The sequence below is a fragment of the Sphingobium sp. MP9-4 genome (assembly GCF_005281675.1).
GTDB classification, from domain to species: Bacteria; Pseudomonadota; Alphaproteobacteria; order Sphingomonadales; family Sphingomonadaceae; genus Sphingobium; species Sphingobium yanoikuyae.
Map to the genome: position 1 here is coordinate 63,200 of NZ_LUFI01000003.1, position 23,200 is coordinate 86,399.

A 23,200-nucleotide genomic window follows, 5' to 3' on the forward strand; every position below is an offset into this window, starting at 1 on the left:
CCCGCCTAGATCGGATGTCGGCGCCGCCCGCGCAACGCGCCAGGCGGAAACCGATTGTTTCCTGTCAGCCCCTGGCCAGCATCGGGGCGATCGCCTGGGCCAGGGTCGCGCCAGAATAGGGTTTCTTGAGCAGGATGACGTCGCTGAAGCGATCCGGCAGGTCGAGCCCGTCGCCATAGCCGGTGGCGAACAGGAAGGGCACGCCGCGTTCCGCCAGCATGTCGGCTATCGGCAGGCTGGTTTCATTGCCCAGATTGAAGTCCAGCACGGCGAGGTCGACCGGATGGAGCGCGATCGCCTCATGCGCGCGGCCGATGCTGGCGGCAGTCACCACCTGCGCGCCGAGGTCGCGCAGCGCATCCTCGCCATCCATGGCGATGATCATATTATCCTCGACCAGCAAAATCTGTCGCCCCTTGAGCAGATGCGGCGAGGGAGCGGGCGCCGGCTTGGCGCGATCGGTGCCGGCCACGTCGGGCAGGATCGAGGCGACATGGGCGGAGGGAATGCAGAAGCGCGCCTCCAGCCCCGCCAGTCGATAATTGACCTCCGCCCGGCCATCCAGATCATAGGGAATGGAACGCTCGATCACGGTCGAGCCAAAGCCCCGGCGCGAGGGCGCGACGACCGCCGGGCCGCCGCTTTCCAGCCAGTGGAGCAGCAGGCTGCCCTCGGCGTCGACATGCCAGTCGATCGCGACCGATCCATTGTCCGACAGCGCGCCATATTTGGCGGCATTGGTCAGCAGTTCGTGGATGACGAGCGCCAGCACGGTGAAGGCGGCGGGGGTCAGCAGCACATTGGGACCGGTCAGCTTCACCCGGTCACGCCGGTCGCCGAGATAGGCGCCAGCCTCCACCTCGATCAGGTCATAGAGGCGCGCGGGCGCCCAGCGATCGGCGGTGATCTGGTCATGGGCGCGGGCCAGCGCATGGACGCGGCTTTCCAGCGTGCCTATGAACTGGTCGACCGACATGGCGCTGTCGCGAGTCTGGGAAATCAGGCCACGGATCAGCGCGAGGATGTTGCGGACGCGATGGTTGAGTTCCGCGATCAGCAATTCCTGCTTCTCATGCGCGCGTTGCCGTTCCTCGTCAGCGGAATCGGACAGGCGCAGGATGACTTCCAGCAGCGCCGTGCGCAGCGCTTCGGCGACGCGCAGTTCGGCTGGCATGAAAGCGACGGCCGTGCCCTTCACCAGTTCCGACCATTCCTCGAAACTCTTGCGCGGGGTCAGGCGCGGGCCGTTGGGGCCATATTCGATATGCTTGTCCTGCTTGCCGGCCCAACGGACCGAGCGCAGCTGTTCGGCGCGGAACAGCACGACATAGTCGCGCGGCCGGCGCGAGATCGGAATGGCGAGCAAGCCGGCGGCGCGATCGGCATGGGCCAGCGCTTCCGGCATGATGCGGGCGATGCTGTCGGTGGTATAGACCTGGCTGGCGGCCGTCCGATTGAGCATCGACACGATCGCGGCGAAGGACGGCTCGTCCGGGGTCAGGCCCGACAGCGTCATCTGCCCGTCGATATAGATGCCCACGCCATCGGCGGGAATCGTGTCGAAGATGATGTCGCCCAGCCAGCGGGCGTTGGACATCAGGTCATGATCCTGCGCCACCGCGGAGAGCAGCCGGTCGGCGACCTGGCGGGCCTTGCCCTCATAGCTCGCCGTTTCCGCCCGCTCGCGGCCTTCCAGCATCATCGAGAAGATCTGGCCGAACAGTTCGGCGGCACTGCGCTGCGCGAAGCTGGGCAGGCGCGGCGCATAATGGTGGCAGGCGAACAGGCCCCACAGCTTGCCATCAACGATGATCGAGATGGAGAGCGAAGCCCCCACCCCCATGTTGCGCAGATATTCGATATGGATCGGCGACACCGCGCGGGTGACGCAGAGCGACATGTCGAGCGCGGCGCCGGCGGGATCGAGCGCCGGGATAACCGGCACCGGCGGCGCGTTGATGTCGGCGATCACCCGGAAGATGTTGCGCATGTAGAGCGCGCGCGCCTGCGTCGGGATGTCGGAGGCCGGATAATGCAGGCCGAAGAAACTGTCGATGCCGGGACGCAGCGCCTCCGCCACCACCTCGCCATCGCCATTGTCGGCAAAGCGATAGACCATCACCCGGTCGAAACCGGTGAGCGCCCGCACCTGGCGCGCACCATCGCGCAGGAAGGCGGTCATGCCATCCGCCTGCGCCAGCCGCGCGACCATCGAGCGGACCATGGAACTGGCCTCCATCTCGTCGGGCACGGCAGGCTCTGCCTCGATCACCACCAGTTGGCCGGAGAAATGGACGGCCACGTCGAACGGCGCACCGCCCTCCACCAGCGGCAGCGAGAAGACCCGCTCCACCGAATCGGGGCCACGCAGCAGGGTAATGCGGTTGCGCAGCGTGTGGATCGCATCGGCGGTGAAGAGCGCGCTGATCGGCTGGCCCAGCATCTGGTCGGGCGCCAGGCCGATATGGTCGGCACTGTTGGTCGAGACGCGCGACACCAGCCAGTCGGCCGTCAGGGCGACAAGAAAGCCGAAGGGCTGGACCGTGCCGAGCACATGGATCGGCTCGCGATCGCAATTATTGATGTCGACGGTAAAGCCCTGGGCTTCCGGGCTGGTCACATCAGTCACAGGCGACCTCCCGCTCGGCGCGCGCGCCCGCCTCGAACAGAGTGAAGGCCGTCCGGGCGCCAGCGATCGCATCGTCCAGCCAGTCCTGATCGCCCTTAGCCGCTGCGTCATCGAGTTGCTGCTGGAAGGCGACCCAGCCGCCCTTGCCATGAACGGCGGAAAGATAGGCACGGGGCAGATCCTGGGCGACCTGGCGCGCAAGCATCGCGCCGCCCAGACGCGATCCTTCGAGCGCATAGAGCAGGCCCCAGCGGAAGCCGTCGCCGCCCGTGGACGGCATCGACAGCGGCGCAGGCATGGCCTCCCCCAAGGCCGCCAGATCCTGCGCCATCAGCGCAAGGCGCGGCGAATCGGGCTGGGCGACCGGCTCCAGCGCGGCGATCGCGCGGGCATGGGCACGCAGGAACGCCCGGTAATCGGGCGCGGAAGCGAGCGAAAAATGGGAAAACAGGTCATCGACCCGTTGATGGCTCTCCATCGTCGCGGCGCGCAGGGCCTGTCTTATGCGGCCGGCATCGGCGGTTCTTATCACCCGTTGGTCCTAAAGGTTGTTTGTCGGCACTGCACTGATCTGGATCAGCTTTGCGCCGAACAGCCCATTTACCGGGCTTTTCCGATGCAAGATGGTGGGATGGATGGAATGATCGAGATTGTCCATTGTTCCGGGACAGAATCTTTCAAATCGCTGACAGAAGAGTTCAGCATCGCGACATCGCCATCCGCGTAAAGATGCGGCATGAAGGGAACAGATGGTTCCCGCACGAGGAATCGGAACGATGCTGAGGAAATGGATGCTGGCCGGCCTGATGGGTGCGACGCTGCTGGGCGGCGTGGCACCGGCCTATGCCCAGCGCAACGACAATGGCGGCGGCCCGCGCGGCGAGCGTGGTGCCGGCAATCCCGGAAACCGGGGCGGCGACATGCGCGGCGCGCAGGGCAGCACGCGCTGGCAGGGCAACAGTGATCGCGGTGGCGATCGCGGCGGACGTCCGCAAATGGCGGCGCCCGCGCAGCGCTGGCAGGGCGGCCCGGAACGGGTTGCTCGCCCGGATCAGCGCCCCGACCAGCGCCCCGATCGCCCCCATGGCAATTGGCAGCGTCTCGGCAATCCCGGCCCCGCCAATCCGGGGTCTGGCATGCAGCCGATCGCCCGACCCGACCGCCCGGACGGACGCGGTGATGGGCGCGGCGATGGACGCCGGCCCGACGCCCGCCCGGATTCCCGCCCCGATTGGAACCGGCAGGTCTGGGACCGCGATCGCAACGGTCGTGACTGGAATGACCGCAATCGCGACGGCCGCCCCGACGATCGGCGCTGGAGCGACAATGACCGGCGCGACGATCGCCCCGGCTATCCCGGCAACTGGAACAATGATGGCCGCCGCTATGACGATCGCACCCGTTGGGCCGACCAGCGCCGCTGGGACAATGGCTGGCGCCAGGACCGGCGCTATGACTGGTATGGCTATCGCAGCCGCTATGGCGACCGTTACCGCATGGGCCGCTATTATGCGCCGTCGGGCTGGAATTATGGCTATCGCAGCTTCTCGATCGGCGTGTTCCTGTCGGGGCCGCTCTATGGCAGCAATTACTGGCTGAACGATCCCTATTATTACCGCCTGCCGCCCGCCTACGGCACGATGCGCTGGATCCGCTATTATGACGACGCACTGCTGGTCGATATCCGCGACGGCTATGTCGTCGACGTGATCCGCAACTTCTTCTGGTGACAGCCTCCTGAACTGGCCTTCAGGACACTGGGCCCGGTGCGACACCGCACCGGGCCCTTTTTCATTGCGCGGCGCCGGCCGGAAATGGCAGGGAGGCGGCATGAACGAGATAGTGGATAATGGCGGCACCGCGTCGCCCGCCCGCGCCGCGATCGGCGATCGGGTGCGCGAGAAACTGCACCGCAACCCGCTGGTCAGCCGCATCGACAGCCCCCATCTGGAAATCTATGGGCGGCAGGATTTCCTGGGCGCCGAAGAATGCGCGGTGATGCGCGCGATCATCGACGCTGGTGCCCAGCCCTCTACCCTGTTCACCGGCCGGGAAAATGCCGATTATCGCACTAGCCATAGCTGCAATCTCGACCGGGAAGACCCGCTGGTCCATGCGATCAGCGCCCGCATCTGTGCGATGACCGGGCTGGAGCCCGACCATGGCGAGACATTGCAGGGGCAGCGTTACACCCAGGGCCAGGAATATAAGGTCCATTGCGACTATTTCCCGGTCAATGCCAGCTATTGGCCCGAGATGCGCAAGACCGGCGGCCAGCGTAACTGGACGGCGATGATCTATCTCTCGCCGGTCGAGGGCGGGGGCGAGACCCATTTTCCGCGCTGCGAATTCATGGTGCCGCCGATCGAGGGGATGATCCTGATCTGGAACAACCTGAAGCCCGACGGTGCGCCCAACCCCTATAGCCTGCACGCCGCCCGGCCGGTGGCTCAGGGCACCAAATATGTCGTGACCAAATGGTTTCGCGAACGCCCCTGGGTTCGCTGACCCAGAACGTCGCGCGCCATTACACTTTGCGACATAAATGACTGGTTCCTGACAGCGCCGTTCCCGGACGGTTCAGCGAATCCACTCCATATTCAACATGTTGGTAAGGGAACCTGCCCCGCTTGAAGCGGTTGGAAGCGTCCCCGAGCCTCCAGATTGATGGGAGTAGAATTATGCGCAAGATCATCATCCTTGGCCTTCTTGCGGCCACCGTCGTCCCCAGCGTCGCTTCCGCCCAGTCCTATGGCGAAGCCCGCCGCAGCGAGCAGCGACTGCGCGAAGACCAGCGCGACCTGCGCGCGGCCCAGCGCTATGGCGATCGCCGCGATGTCCGCGAAGCCCGTCGCGATGTTCGCGACTCCCGCCAGGAAGCGCGCGAAGACTGGCAGGATTATCGCCGCAGCCACCGCGACGTCTATCGCGCCGGCAACTGGAATGCGCCCTTCCGCTATTCGCGCTGGAATGCCGGCGCCCAGCTTCGCCCGGCCTATTATAGCTCGCGCTATTATATCGCCGATCCCTATCGCTATCGCCTGCCCCGTCCGGCCGTCAATCAGCGTTGGGTCCGCCACTATAATGACGTGATGCTGGTGAATGTGCGCACCGGCCGGGTGATGACCGTCCATCGCGGCTTCTTCTGGTAAGCCGAACGACGAAACAGAAAAGGCCCCGGACAGCGATGTCCGGGGCCTTTCTTTACCCCCTTGGCCGCGCCCCCCGTTTCCGGGCGGGCGCGGCCGATGCCGTGCCAGGCACGCCATCAGTCCGAAAGGGGGGTGGACCGTTCGCGAAACGCCCCTCGCGCGCGATGGTTCCCCCGCTTCTTTCCGATCAGGCGGCGAGCGCCTGCGCAATCAGCTTGCGGCTGTTGTCGATGCCATAGAGCGCGATGAAGCTGCCCATGCGCGGCCCCTGATCGGCGCCCAGCAGCGTCTGGTAGAGCGCCTTGAACCAGTCGCGCAGCTCGGCGAAGCCAAAGGCTTCATCCTTGCCGATGGCATAGACGATATTCTGGATATCCTCCGCGCTGGCATCGGCCGGCAAGGCGGCCAGTTCTTCGTCCAGCTGGCGCAGTGCGGCGGCTTCGTTGGCGTGCGGCGCCCGGCGCTGGAGCGTCGGCGCGACGAAATCGCGATGATAGGCCAGTGCATGGCCGATCAGCGCGTCCAGTTCGGGATAGGTTTCCGCGCTGGCGCCGGGGACATAATTCTGGAGATAGCTCCACACCTGTTCCCGGCTGGCATCGCCCATCACGCCGACCAGATTGAGCAGCAGGCCGAAGGTCACCGGCAGCTCGCCCTGCGGCAGCTTGCCATCATGGATATGATGGACTGGATTGCCGAGCTGCTGCTCGATCGCCTGCTTGGGATAATTGCCGCGGAACTGCCAATATTCGTCGACCGCACGCGGGATCACGCCCATGTGCAACTGCTTGGCCTTCTTGGGCTCGCGATAGGCGTAGAAGGCCAGGCTTTCCTGCGGGCCATAGGTCAGCCATTGTTCGAGGCTGAGGCCATTGCCCTTGGACTTGGAGATCTTCTCGCCCTTTTCGTCGAGGAACATCTCGTAGTTGAAGCCCTCGGGCGGGCGGCCACCGAGCGCGCGGCAGATCTTCGATGACTGGGTGACCGAATCTATCAGATCCTTGCCCGCCATTTCATAGTCGACGCCCAGCGCATACCAGCGCATCGCCCAGTCGACCTTCCATTGCAGCTTGGCACCGCCGCCCAGGATCGACTGTTCGATCGTCTCGCCCCCAGGAACGGAAGTGTCCACGAAGCGAACGATACCAGCCTCGGCATCGACCACCTCGACCGGAACCTGCAGCACGATGCCGCTCTTGGGGCTGATCGGCAGCACCGGCGAATAGGTTGCCTGCCGCTCCTTGCGCAGGGTCGGCAGCATGATGTCCATGATCGCCTGATAACGGCGCAGCACCTGGCGCAGCGCTTCGTCGAAGGCGCCGGCCTGATAGCGTTCGGTCGCGGACACGAATTCATAGTCGAAGCCGAAGCTGTCGAGAAATTCGCGCAGCATCGCATTATTGTGATGCGCGAAGCTTCCATATTTCTCGAACGGATCAGGCACCTGCGTCAGCGGCTTGCCCAGATAGTCGGCCAGCATCGCCTGGTTCGGCACATTGTCCGGCACCTTGCGGAAGCCGTCCAGATCGTCGCTGAACGCCACCAGCCGGGTCGGGATGTCCGACAGCGCGTGGAAGGCATTGCGGACCATGGTGGTGCGCAGCACTTCGTTGAAGGTGCCGATATGCGGCAGGCCCGACGGGCCATAACCGGTCTCGAACAGGATATGGCCTTTCTCCGGCGCGCCATTGGGGTAACGCTTGAGAAGCTTGCGCGCCTCCTCATAGGGCCAGGCCTTGGACGCGTTCGCGGCGGTGCGGAGAATGTCGGATATGGTCATGATGCCAAAGCCCCTACCGCCGCAAGGGGCGAAAGGGAACGGCTTTTGGAGGCAAAAACGCGTTAAACCGGGCTTCATATTTAGATTTTGTTCACCCTGTTCCTCCATGGTCTGGTCATATGGAGGCTCCCATGCAGACACCCCGCAGCCGCGAACGGATTCCCGTCGACATCGCGATCACCATCACGACCGTGCTCGACAGCCTGGAAGGGACGATCGTCGATCTGAGCGCGGGCGGCGCGCAGGTCGTCGGCTGTTCGCTGCCGACCGGAAGCCAGTGTCAGCTGGATATTGATGGCTATAGCGTGTTCGGCACGGTGCGCTGGTCGGAAGAGGACCGGATGGGCATCCGTTTCCCCTATATCCTGACCGAAGGGCCGTTGTTCGAACAGCTGGAAATGGCGCGCCTGGCCCGCCGCGCGCCGGTGGCGTTCCAGCCCCGACCGGCTGCGCCCGCCTTCACCTATTCCGGCCCCATGGGTTTTGGCCGCCGGACCAATTGATCGGCGCATTTCGGTTTCCCTTTTGTTCGCCTTGCCCTAAGCCGGGCGGGTGATCGATCCTGCTGCCCTGCCCGCCCTCCATGCCAGCCATGGCGGCATCTGGCTGCGCGAAGGCAGCCGCACCATGGGCGTTGCCAAGGGGCAGGCCATTGCCCGCACCGCCGAGACGCCGACGCTGCTGCTCAATGCACCGTTGACCGGCCAGCGGCTGGGCTATCCCGATCTCAATGGCCTCGACCTGCTGGAACTCTGGGCCTTCGTCCATCCCGCGCGCTTCCTGGTGCCCACGCCCAAGGGGCTGGCCGAGGCGCTGGACCTGCCGCAGCCGGGACAGGAAGGCGATATCCCGGCCCTGTTGCAAATGGCGGCGCGCGCGCTGCTCGACCGGCTCGATTCCCCGGAATGGAAAGAAAGAGAAGGCGGCTGGACCGCGGCGCAGGCGCTGCACCGGCTGCGCTGGCCCTGGTCGCCGCTGGTCGCGCCGCGCATCAGCCGCCCGGCTGAGGCGGAACGCTGGCTCTTTTCCAAGCTGCCCGAATGGGAGGAGGCCGCGCCCCGCCCTGCCCCGCGCACCGTCGCGATGGAGGAGGAGGCCGTGCTGGCGCGGCTCGACAGCCTGACCGGACCGGGCGCCGAACCCCGCCCCGGCCAGCGCGCCTATGCCGCCGCCGCAATGGAGGCCTTTCGCCCGCGCAGCCATCGCGACCAGCCCAATATGCTGCTGGCGGAAGCCGGCACCGGCATCGGCAAGACGCTGGGCTATCTCGCCCCCGCCTCGCTCTGGGCCGCGCAGGCGCAGGGCACGGTGTGGATATCCACCTATACCAAGGCGCTGCAACGCCAGCTCGACCGGGAATCGCTGCGCCTCTTCCCCGATCCGGCGACCGCCGCGCGACGCGTGGTGGTGCGCAAGGGGCGGGAAAATTATCTCTGCCTGCTCAATCTGGAAGATGCGTTGCAGGGCGGCTTTGCCGGCCGCGCCGCCATATTGGCGCAACTGGTCGCGCGCTGGGCCGCCTTCTCCAAGGATGGCGACATGGTGGGCGGCGACCTGCCCGGCTGGCTGCCCATCCTGTTCCGCCGCAACGGATCGACCGCGCTGACCGACCGGCGCGGCGAGTGCATCTATGCCGGTTGCCCGCATTATCGGAAATGCTTCATCGAGCGGTCGGCGCGGGCATCGGCCGAGGCGGACATCGTCATCGCCAATCATGCGCTGGTGATGATCAACGCCGCGCGCGGCCGCGAGACAGGGCAGCGCCCCCAACGCATCGTCTTCGACGAGGGCCATCATCTGTTCGACGCGGCCGACTCGACCTTCTCGGTCGCGCTGTCGGGGCAGGAGGCAATCGAGCTGCGGCGCTGGGTGATGGGACCGGAAGGCGGATCGCGCGGCCGCCGCCGGGGCCTGGCCGCGCGCCTGTCCGACCTTGCCAGCTATGACGAGGAAGGCGGCGAGGCGATCCGCACCGCGGTCGAAGCTGCGCGCGCCCTGCCGGCCGACGACTGGCTGAAGCGAATCGTGGCAGGTGAGCCTTTCGGTCCGCTGGAGGAATTGCTTGCCACGGTGCGCGGCACCGTCTTCGCGCGCGCCGCCGACAGCGGCGAGGCGGATGCCGGCTATGGGCTGGAGACCGAACTGGCCGAGCCCGATGGCCCGCTGGTCGAGGCGGCACAGGAAGCGGCGATCGCGCTCGATACGCTGCTGAAGCCGCTGGTTCGACTATCCAAGCGGCTGGAGGCAGTGCTGGAGGATGCGCCCGACTGGCTCGACGGCGCGGCGCGGGCGCGGATCGAAGGGGCGATCGGATCGCTCGGTTGGCGCCGCGACCTGATCAGCGCCTGGCTGGCGCTGCTGGCGCGGATCGGCGGCCCGGCCGACCCCGATTTCGTCGACTGGATGACCGTCGATCGTGTGGAAGGGCGCGAATATGATATCGGGCTGCACCGCCACTGGCTCGACCCGACCCGGCCGCTGGCCGAGGCGGTGTTGCAACCCGCGCAGGGGGTGATCGTCACCTCCGCCACGTTGAAGGGCGGCGGCGACTGGTCCAATGCCGAGGCGCGCAGCGGCGTCACCCACCTGCCCCACAGCGCCGAACGGTTCGAGGCGGCGAGTCCGTTTGACTATCCCGATCGCGCCGAAGTGCTGATCGTCACCGACATCAAGCGCGGCGACATCGCCGCCATGTCGGGTGCCTATGCCCGGCTGATCGAGGCATCGGGCGGCGGCACGCTGGGCCTGTTCACCGCGATCCGGCGGCTGCGGGCCGTGCATGCGCGCATCGCCGACCGGCTCGCCCGCGCCGGCCTGCCGCTCTATGCCCAGCATGTCGATCCGATGGATACCGGCACATTGGTCGATATCTTCCGCGACGATCCGCGTGCTTCGCTGCTGGGCACCGACGCGCTGCGCGATGGCGTCGACGTGCCCGGTCATTCGCTGCGGCTGGTGGTGATGGAGGGCGTGCCCTGGTCCAAGCCGACCGTGCTGCATGCCGCCCGGCGCTTGGCGGGGGGTGGCAGCGCCTATGACGACCGGCTGATCCGCGCGCGTCTGGCGCAGGCGTTCGGTCGGCTGATCCGACGCGCCGAGGACAAGGGCAGTTTCGTGATCCTGTCCGCCGCCATGCCGAGCCGACTGCTGAGCGCCTTCCCGCCGGGCACGCCGATCCGCCGGCTGACGCTGGACGAGGCGATCATCGCCGTCAGCGCAAAGATGCAGGCGCGGGACATGCAGGACGCTGGTCTTGGCGACCGAACAACGTTAGGGCATCAGGGAAGCGAACCCGGCATGCGGTGACCCGACAGGGCACGGCGCCTTTGTTTTCTGCGTTTTTGCGAGTCGGCAGGAGATATTCCGCCGCGACAAGGCGCGAGGAGCTGGAGCGAGAATGAAGCGGTTGACCCTGTTGCGCCATGCCAAGTCCGATTGGGACGATCCGGTCGCGCGGGATTTTGATCGGCCGCTCAACCGCCGGGGAGAAAAGGCCGCGCTGCTGATGGGCCAGTTCGCCGCGCGCAAGGATATGCGGTTCGACCTGCTGGTCGCCTCCCCCGCTGCCCGCGTCGTCCAGACGCTCGACACCTTCTTCACTGGTTATGGCGAAACGCTGGACGCGCGCTGGGACCGGCGCATCTATCTGGCCTCCGCCCCGACCCTGATCGACGTGCTGCGCGATTTGCCGGATGAGGCGGACAGCGTGCTGATGGCAGGCCATAATCCCGGCTTCGAGGAACTGATCCTGAGCCTGGTCCCCGATGATGGCGCCAATCCGCTGCGCGAGGATGTGGAGATCAAATTCCCGACCGCCAGCATCGCGGTGATGGATCTCGCCATCGACCAGTGGGACGCGACGACGGACAAGTGCGGCACATTGCTGAGCTTCACCCGCCCCCGCGACCTGGACCCGGCTCTGGGGCCGGGATCGCGCTGAGCTTGACCACGCCGATTCACTGGCGCCCGGCCGTCGCCTCCGATACCTCCGCATTGTCGATATTGGGCGGCGCCACCTTCCTGGCCAGCTTTGCCCATGACCATCCCGGCGAGGCGCTGGTCGCCCATATCCGCAAGGCGCATGGCGAGGACTATTATCGTGCAGCCCTCGCCGATCCGGCCCAGACGATCCTGATCGGCGAGACGCCATTGGGCGCGCCGGTGGGCTATGCACTGATCACGCCGCCCGACCTGCCGGTACCGACCGACGACCGGGCGGATGTCGAACTCAAGCGCATCTATCTGCTGAGCGGATGGCAGGGCGGCGGCAATGGCGATGCGCTGATGGCGCTGGTGCTGGCGGAGGCCCGGCGACGCGGCGCTCGCCGGCTGCTGCTGGCCGTCTATCCACAGAATGATCGGGCGCGGCGCTTCTATGCCCGGCATGACTTTGTCGAGATCGGCGAACTGACCTTCATGGTCGGGGACGTGCCGTTCCGCGACCTTGTCTATGCCCGGACGCTCTGAGCGGGATCAGCGACCCAAGGCGCGCGCCAGATCGGCCCGGATGGCTTCGAGCCGGGCGATCAGGTCCGGCTCCGGCGTCGCGGCGGGCAGCGGATCGACCGCTATGTCGTCCGTGCCATCGGCCAGCGCCTTCTGCGCGCCCTTGACCGTGAAGCCCTCGACATTGAGCAACTGGTTGATGCGCCGTGCCAGCGCCACATCGGCAGGACGATAGTAGCGCCGGTTGCCCGATCGCTGGAGCGGACGCAATTGCGGAAAGCGGGTTTCCCAATAGCGCAAAATATGTTGGGCAAGACCCAGCTCTGTCGCCAGTTCGCTGATGGTCAGAAATGCGCCCTCGGCCTTTTCCATGGGCGCAATGTTGCACCCATAGTCCCGTAAAGGTCAACTACGGTAAATATACGCCAATATTACAAAAGCTGACCGAATTGCCTCAGGTCGAGGCAACCCGGTCCCGCATCGTCTGGCTCGCGCGGAATGTGAGCACCCGGCGCGGCTCGATCGGCACCTCGATCCCGGTCTTCGGGTTGCGCCCCATGCGCTCATTCTTGTCGCGCAGGACGAAGGTACCGAAACTCGAAATTTTCACATTTTCGCCGCGCTCCAGCGCAGTCGACATATGCTCCAGGATCGATTCGACCAGTGCCGCCGCTTCCGCGCGGGACAAGCCAATGTGACGATTGACGCTCTCCGCCAGATCAGCGCGGGTCAGTGTGCCAGTGCCGGTCATCGCAAATCCCCAATGTGCCCCCCTGCATCATCTGCCAGGGCAAATGATTGCGACACAAATGTGATGCATGTTGGGTGATTCGGCAAGCAGGTCAGATACGTAGGGGCGATCGTTTCGCCGCCGTATCAGACCCGCAGGACGCAGGCGCCCCAGGTGAAGCCACCGCCCATCGCTTCCAGCACGATCAGATCGCCGGCCTTGATCCGACCATCGCGGGTCGCCGCATCCAGCGCCAGCGGCACCGAGGCGGCCGAGGTGTTGGCATGCTGGTCGACGGTGACGACGACCTTGTCCGGGGACAGTTTGAGCTTGCGCGCGGTCGCGTCGAGAATCCGGGCATTGGCCTGGTGCGGCACCAGCCAGTCGATGTCGGCGGGCGTCATCTCCGCCATCGCCATCACTTCCTTGAGCACGGTGGCGAGATTCACCACCGCATGGCGGAAGACTTCCTGCCCCTTCATGCGGACCTTGCCCACCGTCTGGGTGGTCGAGGGACCGCCATCGACATAGAGAAGCTGGTTGTGGCGGCCATCGGCATGCAGCTTGGCAGCGAGGATGCCACGCTGGCCGTCCGCGCTTTCCTCCGCGCCGAGCACGACGGCGCCGGCACCATCGCCGAACAGCACGCAGGTCGCGCGGTCTTCCCAATCGAGAATACGGCTGAAGGTTTCCGCGCCGATCACCAGCGCGCGCTGCGCCGCGCCCGAGCGGATCATCGAATCGGCGACCGTCATCGCATAGAGGAAGCCCGAGCAGACGGCCGCGACGTCGAAGGCGACGCAGTCATCGATGCCGAGCGCAGCCTGCACCAGCGTGGCGCTGGCCGGGAAAGTCTGGTCAGGGGTGGCGGTCGCCAGGATGATGAGGTCGATATCCTGCGCGGCGAGGCCAGCGGCCTCCAGCGCGCGCTTCGCGGCGTCAGTCGCCAGCGTGGTCGTGGTCTCCCCCTCGCCGGCAATATAGCGGGTGCGGATGCCGGTCCGTTCGACGATCCATTCGTCGCTGGTGTCGACGGTCTGCGCCAGTTCCGCATTGGTGACGACGCGTGCGGGCAGGGCCGAGCCCGTGCCCAGGAGAACGGATCGACGCATCACTTGACGGGCAGCTCCAATTTGGACGCGACGGCGGACAGATCCTGCACCCCGGCCATATCGGCGGCGATGCGTCGCGTGATATCCTCTTCCAGCAGGCGGGCGGCGACATGCACCGCATTGGCCACGCCCTTGGCATCGGCGCTGCCATGGCTCTTCACCACGACCCCGTTGAGGCCAAGGAAGACGGCGCCATTATGGTTATTGGGATCGAGATGATGCTTGAGCAGGTGCATCGCCGGCTTCGAGATCAGGAAGCCGATCTTCGACCGCAGCGAACTGGAGAAGGCGCGGCGCAGCAGGTCGGCGACGAAGCGGGCGGTGCCCTCGGCCGTCTTGAGCGCGACATTGCCCGAAAAGCCGTCGCACACGATCACGTCGGTTTCGCCGCGGCCGATCTTGTCGCCTTCGGTAAAGCCGTCGAACGAGAATGGCAGGGTGTCGGCCGCGCGCAGCACGGCGGCGGCATCACGGATCTCGTCCGTGCCCTTGAGCTCTTCGGTGCCGATGTTGAGCAGCCGAACGCGCGGCCGCTCCAGATCGAGGGCGATGCGGGCATAGGCCGCGCCCATCACCGCGAACTGGACGAGATTGCGCGCATCGCACTCGGTATTGGCACCAAGGTCGAGCATGACGACATCATTGTCGCCAAGGGTGGGCAGCATCGCTGCCAGCGCAGGTCGATCGACGCCGGGCATGGTACGCAGCGCCAGCTTCGCCATCGCCATGAGCGCACCGGTATTGCCGGCGGAAACCGCCGCACCGGCATCACCCGATTTCACGGCGTTGATCGCCATGCTCATCGAGCTGCTCTTCTTGCGAATCGCGACGCTGGGCTTGTCCGTGCCCTCGACGATCGTGTCGGAATGCACGACTTCCGACGCCGCCCGCAAATTGGGGTGGTTGTCGAGAGCCGCCTTGATCCGGGTCTCGTCGCCGAAAAGGGTGAAGCGGAGTCCTTCGTGCCGGCGACGGGCAAGCGCAACGCCTGCCATCATCACCCGCACGCCTTCATCCCCGCCCATCGCGTCAATTGCGATTCGCGGTTGGCTGGACACTGAGATCACCCCTTTGCGGAGATCGAAAAAGTCTTACGCCCCGACGGCGATGACTTCGCGGCCGTTATAATGGCCGCACGCGTCGCACAGATTGTGGGGACGCTTCAGTTCACCGCAGTTCGAGCATTCCTGGAATGCTTCGACGCGCAGCGAATCGTGGCTACGACGCATGCCACGCTTGGACGGGGAAGTTTTCCTTTTGGGGACAGCCATGTCGGCACCTGTTTCCGTAATTAAATCTGGTTATGCGACTGGCCGGTTTCCAAATGAGACGCCGACGGCACGGGTGCCGCAGACCATGCGGCCCGGTTGATCGCGAAGCCCTGCGCCTATAGCCGTTTTTGCAGATGGTGCAAGTCCTTCCTTGCCCGCCGGCCCGCCGCGCCTATGGTGACGGCCCGTCGAATAGGGGGATGCCCATGTTGTTGCCGATCACGCTTACACTGGCCGCGGCCTGTGCGCTCATCAATTTCTGGCTGGCGGTGCGCTGTGCGCGAATCCGCGTGGGCGCGAAGCTTTTGCACGGCGACTCGGGGAATATGTTGCTGGCCCGACGAATGCGGGCGCACGCCAATTTCATCGAATATACGCCGATCGTGCTGATTCTCTTTGGCCTGATCGAAATGGCGATCGGCGCGCCGCTGTGGCTGTGGATCGGGGCGATGATCTATGCGCTGGCGCGAATCGCCCATGGCTTTGGCATGGACGCGGACAAGCCGACGGTTTGGCGCGCGGGCGGCGCGCTGCTCACCTGGATCGTGATGCTCGGCCTGGCGGTCGCGGCGCTCTATGTCGCCTATGGCGCGACTCGCGCCGTGCCTGCCCCGCCGGCGATGGCGCGCGTTTAACCGAGAACGGAATCGGCCACATAGGGATTGGTCCGCCGTTCATAGGCGAAATTGCTCATCTCGCCATGACCGGGGACGAAAGCGGTCTGGCCGCCCAGCGGCCAGAGTTTGCCAGTGATCGCGTCGATCAAGTCCTGATGATTGCCGCGCGGAAAGTCCGTGCGGCCGATCGATCCCTTGAACAGCACGTCGCCCACGATCGCGAGTTGGCTCGGCGCATGGTGGAAGACGACATGGCCGGGCGTGTGGCCGGGGCAATGATAGACGTCGAAAGTCAGATTGCCGACCGTCACCTGGTCGCCGTCGACCAGCCAGCGGCTGGGCTCGAAACTCTCACCGGGGATACCCCAGCGCTCGCCATCCTGCGGCAGCCGATCGATCCAGAAGCGATCATCCTCATGCGGCCCCTCGATCGGGACATTGAGGTCGCGGGCCAGCACGCCGGCCTGGCCGCAATGGTCGATATGGCCATGGGTGACGAGGATCTTTTCGATCGTGACGCCATGCTGCTCAGCAGCGCGCTTGAGCACCGGCAGGTCGCCGCCCGGATCGACAAAGGCGCCGCGCATCGTTTCCGTACACCAGAACAACGTGCAATTCTGCTGCAGCGGGGTGACGGGGATCAGGGCGGCTTTGAGCGGCGGCGTGGTCATCGCGCTGATGTGGCGAAGCGGCATGGCGAGCGCAAGGGCGTCAACACTCCGGCGTCGCTGCCCCTTATGCCAGCCCTTCAGCGGCGAAAGGTTCAGCCAAGCTGATGCTGTCTAGAACCTTGGCGGTTTCATCGCGGACGCGCAGCATCACCCGGTGCAGGCGACATTCGCTTTCGGGCAGGCAGTTGGTACATGTTTCATGCGCGAAACGGCTGGCGCAGGGGGTCAGAGCCAGTGATCCCCGCGTCAGGCGGACGATATCGCCATAGCTGATGTCGACCGGTGCCAGCGCCAGCCAATAGCCGCCGTCGCGGCCCCGCTGGGTCGCCACCAGCCCTTCGCGCGACAGTTCGGACAGGATCACCGTCAGGAATTTCGCCGGGATATTCTGGCGCGTCGCAATCTCGTTTAGAGGCACGGGCCCCTGGCGATAGCGGTCGGCAAGATGCTGGAGCGCGCGGATGGCGTAACGGGTCTTCTGGGACAACATGGTCTGTTCGTTATTCGCCTGCGGCCCGGCTTTGGCAAGTCGAGCCGCAGAGTAGAGAAGGGAAAATGCGCTTTAATTTGCGCGATATCGCCGATCAGGGCGTCGTACCGCCCAGCGCGTCGCGGGCCTGTCTGGGAAAGTCGCTGAAAATGCCATCGACACCGGTCGCCGCGATCGCCTGAACATAGCCGGCGAAATCGCCCCGGCCCTGCGGATCATCCGGGCGCTTATACTGGTCGGGCAGGAAGTTGTTTTCCATCCGGAGCGTCCAGATATGCACCTGAAGCCCGGCATCATGGGCGCGGCCCACCAGCGCCGTGGGCCCTTCAGGCGCCAGCACCATGGCGGCGGACGGACCAAGACCGGTGGCATAGCCGGCAATGGCCTCCAGCCCCGATACGGTCATCATGTCGGCATAGGTGGTACCCGGCTCGTCGGCGGGCCCGCCCTCTGCATCGACCAGCTGGATCAGGCGCAGCCGGGTCGCTTCATGCAGCGCCTTCAAATTGCCGACCTCGAACGACTGGATGAAGACCGGATCGTCGGCATTGGTGTAGCCATATTTGCCGAGCAGATCGAGCAGCACCTGCTGATGCGGCAGACCGATGCCGGCGAAATAGCTGGGATGCTTGGTTTCGGGATAGAGGCCGATGCGACGATGCTGCTCCGCCTCCTTGGCCCGGACCAGCTTCAATATCTCCTCGAAGGTCGGGATGAGATAAAGGTCGTTGAAGCGGACATTGGCCGGACGCAGATCAGGCAGGCGCTCACGCGCCCGCAAGGTGCGCAATTCGGCGAGGGTGAAATCCTCCGTGAACCAGCCGGTCATGGCCACGCCGTCGATCGTCTTGGTCGTCCTGCGATCGGCAAATTCGGGATGGTCGGCGACGTCGGTGGTGCCACCAATCTCATTCTCATGCCGGGCGACCAGCACGCCATCCTTGGTCAGGACCAGATCAGGCTCGATATAGTCGGCACCCTGGTCGATCGCCCGCTCATAGCTGGCGAGCGTATGTTCAGGCCGCTCCCCGCTGGCACCGCGATGCGCGATGATCAGCGGGTCGGCGGCCCGGACGGCAGAGAGGGGGAGCAGGCCCATCATCAGCAATGCCCCGATGCCCAGCAGCCCCCGTCCGATCACGCCATCACGCCTTTCAGCGCATTTTCATAAGTCGTCGCCTTGAAGCCGACGATCGTGCCCTTGCCGGTGTCGAGGATCGGGCGCTTGATCATCGACGGGTTGGTGATCATCAGCAGGATCGCCTTGTCCGCATCGATATGCGCCTTGTCACCCGCGTCGAGCGCCTTGAAGGTGGTGCCGGAGCGGTTGAGGATGGTTTCCCAGCCATGCTCCATCACCCATTCCTCCAGCTTGGCCTTGTCGACGCCCGCGACCTTATAATCGTGGAAGCTGTAGGCGACGCGCTCATTATCCAGCCAGTTGCGGGCCTTCTTGATCGTGTCGCAATTCTTGATGCCGTACATGGTAATCATGATGCTGTATCCCTGTTACCCTTTGAAGGCAGTGACTTCGATTTCGATCTTCATCTCCGGCTTGATGAGGCCAGCGACGACGCAGCTGGCGGCCGGGCGGATTTCGCCAAAGATGGGCGCTGTGGCCTTGCCCAGATCGTCCCAATAGGCAGGGTCGGTGATATAATAGGTGACGCGCACGACATCGGCAAAGGAGAAGCCGGCGTCTTCGAGCGCCTTGCCGATCACCTTGAGCGCGTTGACGCCCTGATCGACCACGCTTTCGGGCATGATCTTGGTTTCGGGATCGGTGCCGGTGGTGCCGGCGACGAAGCACCAGTCGCCCTGGACGACGGCGCGCGAATAGCCGACCTGCGCCTCGAAGGGCGAGCCGGAGGAAATGAGCTGGCGGGACATGGAGGGATTCCTGTTGCGATGCGAAAAGGATCGGGGCGAAAAGGATCGCGACGGCCTTTGCCCCCTTGGTTCCGCGCTGTCCAGTGCGTTTCCGGGCGCGCTTGCACGGAACGGGAAAATGGGGTGATCGTTGGAGGGGGACATGCCCCTGCAAGGAGACGCGCCATGACGATGTCCGACAATCGCCCTTTCCCCGACGAGAGTGAGGAGAATAGCGAACAGGCCGATGCCGGCACCCAGGCGAACGACGTCGCCGACGATGCGCTGGGCCGGAGCAGCGACCTGAGCGAAGAGAGCGAGCATGGCGGGCGGAGCAACCCGGCGCAGATCATCCCCGACGATGTCCCCGACCTGGTCGACAAGATGAACGAGATGGACCGGTCCGGCTGGATCGACGAGGGCGCGTTCGACGGCGAGCCGCGCATGGACGACGAGGATGATGGCGAGGAAGACGAAATCCTCAATGAGGATGACGACTAGCCGCTAGCGGGGGTGCGCCTGTGCCGGCGCGAGGCCGAAATTGATCATGCCGCGCGCCATATGGCCGAGCGCTTCCGCCATGGCGTCGGCGATGTCGGTGTCGAGATCTTCCTGCAGGGCGATGGCGCAGGCGGCCGCCGTCGCCCATTGATCGGCCAGTTGCGGCGTGATCGGAAAGGCGCGGTGCAGCGACATGATGCAGGTGCCGCGCTGAAACCAGTCGCGTGGGCCGCCCAGCCAGCCGCACAGGAAGCGGGTGAGGCCGTGGCGCACCACGGAGAGGTCGGCGGCATGAATGGCGCGCAGCTCGACATAGGCCGGGTCGCTTTCCAGCAGGTCATAGAAGCGGTTTGCGATAGCGCGGACGACCGGTTCGCCGCCGATGCGGACATAGGGGCTGGGCGGCGCGGCGGCGTTCATGCGGCAATCTCCATGGGCTGAGGCCGGCGCACCCTGCGCATCCCCTGCGCTTCCCACATTGATCCCGATCAAACGCCGGTTCGCCCCGAAATGGCGACAAGCCGGATCAGATTTAACCCTCTGTTTTTCTTGAACCTGCTAGGGGCGCGCCATGTCCAGACGCCCCGACCGATTCACCCCCGACCGCATCGACACATTCTGGCGCCGGGAGGCGGCGCGGCGCAGCGGCTTCAGCGGCAAGACACTGGGATTGGTGCTGGCGCTGGGGATGATGATCGGCTGGCAGGCGCCCGACTGGTGGGCGCGGCTGGCACCCGAGATCGCGATGCCGACGGCGTCGACCGGCACCGCTCCGTCAAGCGCCAGCGCCGACCAGCTATCGGCCGATTTCGGCTATTGCCATAGCGGCGGCGGGACCAATTGCGTCGTCGATGGCGACACTTTCTGGTTCCGGGGCGAGAAATATCGGATCGCCGACATCGACACGCCCGAAACCCATGGGCCGCGCTGCTCGGAGGAAGGCGCGCTGGGCGCGCGGGCAACCAGCCGGTTGCAGCAATTGATGAATGCCGGCCCCTTCTCGCTGGAGATCGACGGACGGGCGACCGACAAATATGGCCGGGCGCTGCGGATCGTGACGCGTGATGGTCAGTCGATCGGCCAGCAGCTGGTGGACGAAGGGCTGGCCCGGACCTGGGACGGACGCCGCCACCCCTGGTGCTGAAAAAAGGGGGCGTCCTAGCCCCCTTTTTCCGATCAGCGGCAGCTGAGGCTGCCGCGGTCGATCTCGCGGCCGAGCAGCGCGCCGGCGCCGCCGCCGATCAATATGCCCGCCGTGTTGGAATAGCCGCGATCGAGCTGGCCGCCGATCAGTGCGCCGATCGCGCCGCCGATGATGAGGCCGGTGGTCCCATCCGAACGGCGGCAATAATAGCGGTCGTCATAACCGCGATAGATGCGCATGCTGCGGTCGACCCGGATCGGCGCATAGCCGCCGCGATAATAGCGGTCGGGGCGATAGCGGCCGCCATAGCGCGGATCGGGCCGGTTCCAGTCATAGGCGTAGACCGGCGGGCCGGGCCGGCGATAATTGCCACGGGGCGGCGGCGGGCGATGGTTGCCGGGACGGCCATATTGGGGCGGACGACCATTGCCGGGCCGGCCCGGCTGGGGCGGGCGGCCTGCCCCCGGCCGGCCGGGCTGGGGCGGACGCTGGGCACCGGGGCGACCACCCTGGGGCGGTCGCTGGGCATGATTGCCGCCATGGCTGGGCGGCCGATGCGCGTTGGAACCGCCGGGACGGCCATGCTGGCTGCCACCGGGGCGATGATCGTTCGGCCGATGCTGGGCAGCAGCAGGCAGAGTGGAAATGGCCATCGCCCCAAGGGCGAGCGTGGCGATCATGGCCTTCAGGGCATTGGGCATCGCATCGGTCCTCCACTTTCCGCATCGACGGGATGCGGGTCAGAACTGTTTGCCGGGAACAATGTTGCATGATCGAAACAGAATGACGAGACCAAGCGCAGCCCCCCTCTCCCGAAATAGGAAATGCTGCGCTTAACTTCGCATATTTCCCGCACATTCTGACATTTAATTTCCAACATTTGTCACTTTGGAACAAGTGAGCGTCAAAGACAGGCCCGACGCCAGACGGCAATATAGGCCTGCGGGAAGGAATAGGACAGCGCGTCCGCGACGCCCGCCCTGCGCCTTTCAGAGCGTGTTGGCGATGATGGCGCGCTGGCTGTTGTCGAGACCGTCCAGCGCCGCGGTCGCGGTCTGATCCGCGCCGGCCTGATCACCGCCATCGCTGCCCACGAACTGGATCGCGCTCAGCAGCACCAATATCGCCCAGAGCAGGGCCATCCAGCGGCTGGTGAAGAGGGAGCGGAGTCGGACGCCGAACATGGCGACCGGTCTGGCATGGCGGCGGTTAAGGAAGCGTCACGCCCGCCGCGCCGATCAGCCCGGCGCCGGCGGGAAGGCCGGGGTGCGGGACGGCAAGCCGGATGGCGGGCTGGTCAGCAGCAGCCGGTCGAGCTGCGCATAGCCCAGGCAGCGATGGCAATAGGCAAAGTCGAAGGCCGTGTTGAGGATCCAGGCCTGGGTCGCGACGTCCCAGGCCGCCCAGGCTTCGCGCGTAACCTGATCGCTGCCGCAGACATTGCAGACGAAGACGTAAAATGGCGGAGATGGGGGATCGACGGCGCTGCTCATGACCGGACCATAGCCCAGGACATCGCCATTCCGGCGCGAGACTGGTCCGTTATGGACGCGATGCGGGGCGCTCCAGCAGCGCACAAAAAAGGGGAGGCGCTCCCCGCGCCTCCCCTCCCCTCGAACAGGTCGAAAGCCCTTTGCAAGCTGCCGTGATGCTGGCTGATCAGCAGCCTTAAACGCGTCAGCGCCGCGCGGGCTTGATCACAGCGCGACGCGCATGGCGCGTCGCGCTGTGATCTTATTCCGCCGCGATGCCGGCGGCCTTGAACATGTCCGGATCGCTTTCGTCGACATTGGCCGCTTCGGCGCCCTTGAGCTTCTTGCGGCGGTCGAACGCGTCCCAGACGTCGTTCCACTGGCCACGGGTCGCGCCCTTCGAATATTCGGTCGCGCGGGTTTCGAAGAAATTGGCATGCTCCACGCCGTTGAGCAGCGGGGTCAACCAGGGCAGCGGATGCTCGTCGATCATGTAGATGGGCTTGAGGCCCAGCTGCCCCAGGCGCCAGTCGGCGATGTAGCGGACATATTTCTTGATGTCCTTGGGCGTCATGCCGGGGACCGGGCCCATTTCGAAGACCAGGTCTACGAACGCGTCCTCGATGCGGACGGTCTTCTGGCACATGTCCATGATGTCGTCCTTGACCGATGCGGTCAGGCAGTCGCGTTCCTTCACGAAGCTGTGGAACAGCTTGATGATGCCTTCGCAATGCAGGGTTTCGTCGCGGACCGACCAGGTGACGATCTGGCCCATGCCCTTCATCTTGTTGAAGCGCGGGAAGTTCATCAGCATCGCGAAGGAGGCGAAGAGCTGGAGGCCTTCGGTGAAGCCGCCGAACATCGCCAGCGTCTTGGCAATATCCTCGTCCGTGTCGACGCCGAACTGGGCGAGATAGTCATGCTTGTCCTTCATCTCCTTATATTGGAGGAAGGCCGAATATTCGCTTTCGGGCATGCCGATCGTGTCGAGCAGATGCGAGTAGGCGGCGATATGGACCGTTTCCATGTTGCTGAACGCGGTCAGCATCATCTTGATCTCGGTCGGCTTGAACACGCGACCGTACTTCTCGTGGTAGCAATCCTGCACTTCCACGTCGGCCTGGGTGAAGAAGCGGAAAATCTGGGTCAGCAGGTTGCGCTCATGGTCACTGAGCTTCTGCGCCCAGTCACGGCAATCCTCGCCCAGAGGCACTTCCTCGGGCAGCCAGTGGAGCTGCTGCTGGCGCTTCCAAAATTCATAGGCCCAGGGATATTCGAAGGGCTTGTAGACCTTGGAGGCTTGAAGAAGGGGCATC

The 23,200-nt window shown here is 65.2% G+C and carries 28 protein-coding genes; 10 read left to right on the plus strand and 18 right to left on the minus strand.

The features are described from left to right. Nucleotides 1-64 precede the first annotated feature (64 nt). Both A0U87_RS02220 and A0U87_RS02225 read right to left on the minus strand, forming a co-directional pair. Entirely contained in the window at nucleotides 65-2,629 is a 2,565-nt protein-coding gene (locus tag A0U87_RS02220; protein ID WP_048936281.1) for an HWE histidine kinase domain-containing protein, read from the minus strand. After that, nucleotides 2,622-3,107, minus strand: a complete 486-nt coding sequence (locus tag A0U87_RS02225) for a biliverdin-producing heme oxygenase (protein ID WP_048936445.1) — start codon at nucleotides 3,105-3,107, stop codon at nucleotides 2,622-2,624. The genes A0U87_RS02220 and A0U87_RS02225 overlap by 8 nt, the downstream gene beginning before the upstream one ends. Nucleotides 3,108-3,405: 298 nt before the next feature. Between A0U87_RS02225 and A0U87_RS02230 the strand changes: the two genes are divergently transcribed. The 3 genes from A0U87_RS02230 (at nucleotide 3,406) to A0U87_RS02240 (ending at nucleotide 5,781) form a co-directional block, all read left to right on the plus strand. After that, nucleotides 3,406-4,359 (plus strand): RcnB family protein, encoded by a 954-nt coding sequence (locus A0U87_RS02230; protein WP_240700491.1) that lies wholly within the window; start codon nucleotides 3,406-3,408, stop codon nucleotides 4,357-4,359. Between the two features lie 100 nt (nucleotides 4,360-4,459). Beyond that, nucleotides 4,460-5,137 (plus strand): 2OG-Fe(II) oxygenase, encoded by a 678-nt coding sequence (locus A0U87_RS02235; RefSeq protein WP_048936279.1) that lies wholly within the window; start codon nucleotides 4,460-4,462, stop codon nucleotides 5,135-5,137. Nucleotides 5,138-5,310: 173 nt separating this feature from the next. After that, a complete protein-coding gene (locus tag A0U87_RS02240) occupies nucleotides 5,311-5,781 on the plus strand; it encodes an RcnB family protein (RefSeq protein WP_037518627.1) in 471 nt (156 codons plus the stop codon). Between the two features lie 187 nt (nucleotides 5,782-5,968). On the opposite strand, the gene A0U87_RS02245 is transcribed toward A0U87_RS02240, so the two are convergent. Further along, a complete protein-coding gene (locus tag A0U87_RS02245) occupies nucleotides 5,969-7,561 on the minus strand; it encodes a lysine--tRNA ligase (protein WP_048936278.1) in 1,593 nt (530 codons plus the stop codon). 131 nt (nucleotides 7,562-7,692) lie between these two features. Here A0U87_RS02245 and A0U87_RS02250 point away from each other — a divergent pair, with 131 nt between their 5' ends. From A0U87_RS02250 to A0U87_RS02265, 4 genes are all read left to right on the plus strand, one after another. Next, nucleotides 7,693-8,064, plus strand: a complete 372-nt coding sequence (locus tag A0U87_RS02250) for a PilZ domain-containing protein (RefSeq protein ID WP_004209958.1) — start codon at nucleotides 7,693-7,695, stop codon at nucleotides 8,062-8,064. Nucleotides 8,065-8,113: 49 nt separating this feature from the next. Further along, nucleotides 8,114-10,867 (plus strand): ATP-dependent DNA helicase, encoded by a 2,754-nt coding sequence (locus A0U87_RS02255; RefSeq protein WP_048936277.1) that lies wholly within the window; start codon nucleotides 8,114-8,116, stop codon nucleotides 10,865-10,867. Nucleotides 10,868-10,958: 91 nt separating this feature from the next. Then, on the plus strand, nucleotides 10,959-11,501 hold the full coding sequence (locus tag A0U87_RS02260; protein ID WP_017499105.1) for a histidine phosphatase family protein: 543 nt from the start codon (nucleotides 10,959-10,961) through the stop codon (nucleotides 11,499-11,501). 2 nt (nucleotides 11,502-11,503) lie between these two features. Continuing rightward, nucleotides 11,504-12,028 carry a GNAT family N-acetyltransferase gene (locus A0U87_RS02265; protein ID WP_048936276.1) on the plus strand — a complete coding sequence of 175 codons (525 nt, stop codon included), beginning with the start codon at nucleotides 11,504-11,506 and terminating at the stop codon, nucleotides 12,026-12,028. A gap of 6 nt (nucleotides 12,029-12,034) precedes the next feature. Here A0U87_RS02265 and A0U87_RS02270 read toward each other — a convergent pair whose 3' ends face one another. The 5 genes from A0U87_RS02270 to rpmF form a co-directional block, all read right to left on the minus strand. After that, nucleotides 12,035-12,379 (minus strand): MerR family transcriptional regulator, encoded by a 345-nt coding sequence (locus tag A0U87_RS02270; protein ID WP_010336848.1) that lies wholly within the window; start codon nucleotides 12,377-12,379, stop codon nucleotides 12,035-12,037. Nucleotides 12,380-12,461: 82 nt separating this feature from the next. Then, a complete protein-coding gene (gene ihfA / locus A0U87_RS02275; protein ID WP_004209953.1) occupies nucleotides 12,462-12,758 on the minus strand; it encodes an integration host factor subunit alpha in 297 nt (98 codons plus the stop codon). A 125-nt stretch (nucleotides 12,759-12,883) separates the two neighbouring features. Continuing rightward, the gene (locus A0U87_RS02280; protein WP_026108753.1) at nucleotides 12,884-13,852 is read right to left on the minus strand and encodes a beta-ketoacyl-ACP synthase III; all 969 of its coding nucleotides are present in this window, start codon (nucleotides 13,850-13,852) and stop codon (nucleotides 12,884-12,886) included. Further along, a complete protein-coding gene (plsX, locus tag A0U87_RS02285; RefSeq protein ID WP_010336845.1) occupies nucleotides 13,849-14,874 on the minus strand; it encodes a phosphate acyltransferase PlsX in 1,026 nt (341 codons plus the stop codon). Before plsX ends, A0U87_RS02280 begins: the two co-directional genes overlap by 4 nt. Nucleotides 14,875-14,940: 66 nt before the next feature. Beyond that, complete coding sequence (gene rpmF / locus A0U87_RS02290) at nucleotides 14,941-15,120, minus strand: 50S ribosomal protein L32 (RefSeq protein WP_004209950.1); 180 nt, start codon at nucleotides 15,118-15,120, stop codon at nucleotides 14,941-14,943. 206 nt (nucleotides 15,121-15,326) lie between these two features. Between rpmF and A0U87_RS02295 the strand changes: the two genes are divergently transcribed. Further along, nucleotides 15,327-15,755, plus strand: a complete 429-nt coding sequence (locus A0U87_RS02295; protein WP_026108754.1) for an MAPEG family protein — start codon at nucleotides 15,327-15,329, stop codon at nucleotides 15,753-15,755. On the opposite strand, the gene A0U87_RS02300 is transcribed toward A0U87_RS02295, so the two are convergent. The 5 genes from A0U87_RS02300 to A0U87_RS02320 all read right to left on the minus strand — a co-directional run bounded on the left by A0U87_RS02300 (nucleotide 15,752) and on the right by A0U87_RS02320 (nucleotide 18,788). Then, nucleotides 15,752-16,408 carry an MBL fold metallo-hydrolase gene (locus tag A0U87_RS02300; protein WP_048936444.1) on the minus strand — a complete coding sequence of 219 codons (657 nt, stop codon included), beginning with the start codon at nucleotides 16,406-16,408 and terminating at the stop codon, nucleotides 15,752-15,754. The genes A0U87_RS02295 and A0U87_RS02300 overlap by 4 nt on opposite strands. A gap of 64 nt (nucleotides 16,409-16,472) precedes the next feature. Next, nucleotides 16,473-16,898 (minus strand): Rrf2 family transcriptional regulator, encoded by a 426-nt coding sequence (locus A0U87_RS02305; RefSeq protein WP_048936275.1) that lies wholly within the window; start codon nucleotides 16,896-16,898, stop codon nucleotides 16,473-16,475. Between the two features lie 94 nt (nucleotides 16,899-16,992). Beyond that, nucleotides 16,993-18,039, minus strand: a complete 1,047-nt coding sequence (locus A0U87_RS02310) for a glycerophosphodiester phosphodiesterase (protein WP_048936274.1) — start codon at nucleotides 18,037-18,039, stop codon at nucleotides 16,993-16,995. Further along, nucleotides 18,036-18,392, minus strand: coding sequence for an ArsC family reductase (locus A0U87_RS02315; RefSeq protein ID WP_007711205.1), 357 nt, complete (start codon nucleotides 18,390-18,392; stop codon nucleotides 18,036-18,038). The genes A0U87_RS02310 and A0U87_RS02315 overlap by 4 nt, the downstream gene beginning before the upstream one ends. Before the next feature lie 15 nt (nucleotides 18,393-18,407). After that, complete coding sequence (locus A0U87_RS02320) at nucleotides 18,408-18,788, minus strand: RidA family protein (protein ID WP_004209940.1); 381 nt, start codon at nucleotides 18,786-18,788, stop codon at nucleotides 18,408-18,410. A gap of 165 nt (nucleotides 18,789-18,953) precedes the next feature. On the opposite strand from A0U87_RS02320, the gene A0U87_RS02325 reads away from it, so the two are divergent. Beyond that, nucleotides 18,954-19,268, plus strand: coding sequence for a hypothetical protein (locus A0U87_RS02325; protein WP_048936273.1), 315 nt, complete (start codon nucleotides 18,954-18,956; stop codon nucleotides 19,266-19,268). A gap of 3 nt (nucleotides 19,269-19,271) precedes the next feature. Here the strand turns inward: A0U87_RS02325 and A0U87_RS02330 are convergent, their stop codons facing one another. Next, nucleotides 19,272-19,688 carry a globin gene (locus A0U87_RS02330; protein WP_048936272.1) on the minus strand — a complete coding sequence of 139 codons (417 nt, stop codon included), beginning with the start codon at nucleotides 19,686-19,688 and terminating at the stop codon, nucleotides 19,272-19,274. Nucleotides 19,689-19,839: 151 nt separating this feature from the next. Here A0U87_RS02330 and A0U87_RS02335 point away from each other — a divergent pair, with 151 nt between their 5' ends. Next, nucleotides 19,840-20,412, plus strand: coding sequence for a thermonuclease family protein (locus A0U87_RS02335; RefSeq protein ID WP_048936271.1), 573 nt, complete (start codon nucleotides 19,840-19,842; stop codon nucleotides 20,410-20,412). A 32-nt stretch (nucleotides 20,413-20,444) separates the two neighbouring features. Here A0U87_RS02335 and A0U87_RS02340 read toward each other — a convergent pair whose 3' ends face one another. From A0U87_RS02340 to A0U87_RS02355, 4 genes are all read right to left on the minus strand, one after another. Further along, nucleotides 20,445-21,113 carry a glycine zipper 2TM domain-containing protein gene (locus A0U87_RS02340; protein ID WP_048936270.1) on the minus strand — a complete coding sequence of 223 codons (669 nt, stop codon included), beginning with the start codon at nucleotides 21,111-21,113 and terminating at the stop codon, nucleotides 20,445-20,447. Between the two features lie 288 nt (nucleotides 21,114-21,401). Next, on the minus strand, nucleotides 21,402-21,596 hold the full coding sequence (locus tag A0U87_RS02345) for a hypothetical protein (RefSeq protein WP_048936269.1): 195 nt from the start codon (nucleotides 21,594-21,596) through the stop codon (nucleotides 21,402-21,404). 54 nt (nucleotides 21,597-21,650) lie between these two features. Continuing rightward, nucleotides 21,651-21,905: a hypothetical protein gene (locus tag A0U87_RS02350; RefSeq protein ID WP_048936268.1), complete on the minus strand. Its 255-nt coding sequence runs from the start codon at nucleotides 21,903-21,905 to the stop codon at nucleotides 21,651-21,653. A gap of 241 nt (nucleotides 21,906-22,146) precedes the next feature. Then, nucleotides 22,147-23,199: a ribonucleotide-diphosphate reductase subunit beta gene (locus A0U87_RS02355; protein ID WP_004209931.1), complete on the minus strand. Its 1,053-nt coding sequence runs from the start codon at nucleotides 23,197-23,199 to the stop codon at nucleotides 22,147-22,149. Nucleotide 23,200: the final 1 nt, after the last annotated feature.

Excerpts from the sequence above, each read along its gene's own strand:
- A0U87_RS02260 (WP_017499105.1), top strand. The coding sequence starts at position 10,959 with ATGAAGCGGTTGACCCTGTTGCGCCATGCCAAGTCCGATTGGGACGAT.
- A0U87_RS02340 (WP_048936270.1), bottom strand. The coding sequence starts at position 21,113 with ATGCCCAATGCCCTGAAGGCCATGATCGCCACGCTCGCCCTTGGGGCG.
- rpmF (WP_004209950.1), bottom strand. The coding sequence starts at position 15,120 with ATGGCTGTCCCCAAAAGGAAAACTTCCCCGTCCAAGCGTGGCATGCGT.
- A0U87_RS02350 (WP_048936268.1), bottom strand. The coding sequence starts at position 21,905 with ATGAGCAGCGCCGTCGATCCCCCATCTCCGCCATTTTACGTCTTCGTC.
- A0U87_RS02230 (WP_240700491.1), top strand. The coding sequence starts at position 3,406 with ATGCTGAGGAAATGGATGCTGGCCGGCCTGATGGGTGCGACGCTGCTG.
- ihfA (WP_004209953.1), bottom strand. The coding sequence starts at position 12,758 with ATGACCGGCACTGGCACACTGACCCGCGCTGATCTGGCGGAGAGCGTC.
- A0U87_RS02335 (WP_048936271.1), top strand. The coding sequence starts at position 19,840 with ATGTCCAGACGCCCCGACCGATTCACCCCCGACCGCATCGACACATTC.
- plsX (WP_010336845.1), bottom strand. The coding sequence starts at position 14,874 with ATGGGCGGGGATGAAGGCGTGCGGGTGATGATGGCAGGCGTTGCGCTT.
- A0U87_RS02245 (WP_048936278.1), bottom strand. The coding sequence starts at position 7,561 with ATGACCATATCCGACATTCTCCGCACCGCCGCGAACGCGTCCAAGGCC.
- A0U87_RS02235 (WP_048936279.1), top strand. The coding sequence starts at position 4,460 with ATGAACGAGATAGTGGATAATGGCGGCACCGCGTCGCCCGCCCGCGCC.
- A0U87_RS02345 (WP_048936269.1), bottom strand. The coding sequence starts at position 21,596 with ATGTTCGGCGTCCGACTCCGCTCCCTCTTCACCAGCCGCTGGATGGCC.
- A0U87_RS02305 (WP_048936275.1), bottom strand. The coding sequence starts at position 16,898 with ATGTTGTCCCAGAAGACCCGTTACGCCATCCGCGCGCTCCAGCATCTT.
- A0U87_RS02320 (WP_004209940.1), bottom strand. The coding sequence starts at position 18,788 with ATGTCCCGCCAGCTCATTTCCTCCGGCTCGCCCTTCGAGGCGCAGGTC.
- A0U87_RS02250 (WP_004209958.1), top strand. The coding sequence starts at position 7,693 with ATGCAGACACCCCGCAGCCGCGAACGGATTCCCGTCGACATCGCGATC.
- A0U87_RS02270 (WP_010336848.1), bottom strand. The coding sequence starts at position 12,379 with ATGGAAAAGGCCGAGGGCGCATTTCTGACCATCAGCGAACTGGCGACA.
- A0U87_RS02330 (WP_048936272.1), bottom strand. The coding sequence starts at position 19,688 with ATGAACGCCGCCGCGCCGCCCAGCCCCTATGTCCGCATCGGCGGCGAA.
- A0U87_RS02315 (WP_007711205.1), bottom strand. The coding sequence starts at position 18,392 with ATGATTACCATGTACGGCATCAAGAATTGCGACACGATCAAGAAGGCC.
- A0U87_RS02325 (WP_048936273.1), top strand. The coding sequence starts at position 18,954 with ATGACGATGTCCGACAATCGCCCTTTCCCCGACGAGAGTGAGGAGAAT.
- A0U87_RS02355 (WP_004209931.1), bottom strand. The coding sequence starts at position 23,199 with ATGCCCCTTCTTCAAGCCTCCAAGGTCTACAAGCCCTTCGAATATCCC.
- A0U87_RS02300 (WP_048936444.1), bottom strand. The coding sequence starts at position 16,408 with ATGACCACGCCGCCGCTCAAAGCCGCCCTGATCCCCGTCACCCCGCTG.
- A0U87_RS02240 (WP_037518627.1), top strand. The coding sequence starts at position 5,311 with ATGCGCAAGATCATCATCCTTGGCCTTCTTGCGGCCACCGTCGTCCCC.
- A0U87_RS02295 (WP_026108754.1), top strand. The coding sequence starts at position 15,327 with ATGTTGTTGCCGATCACGCTTACACTGGCCGCGGCCTGTGCGCTCATC.
- A0U87_RS02225 (WP_048936445.1), bottom strand. The coding sequence starts at position 3,107 with ATGGAGAGCCATCAACGGGTCGATGACCTGTTTTCCCATTTTTCGCTC.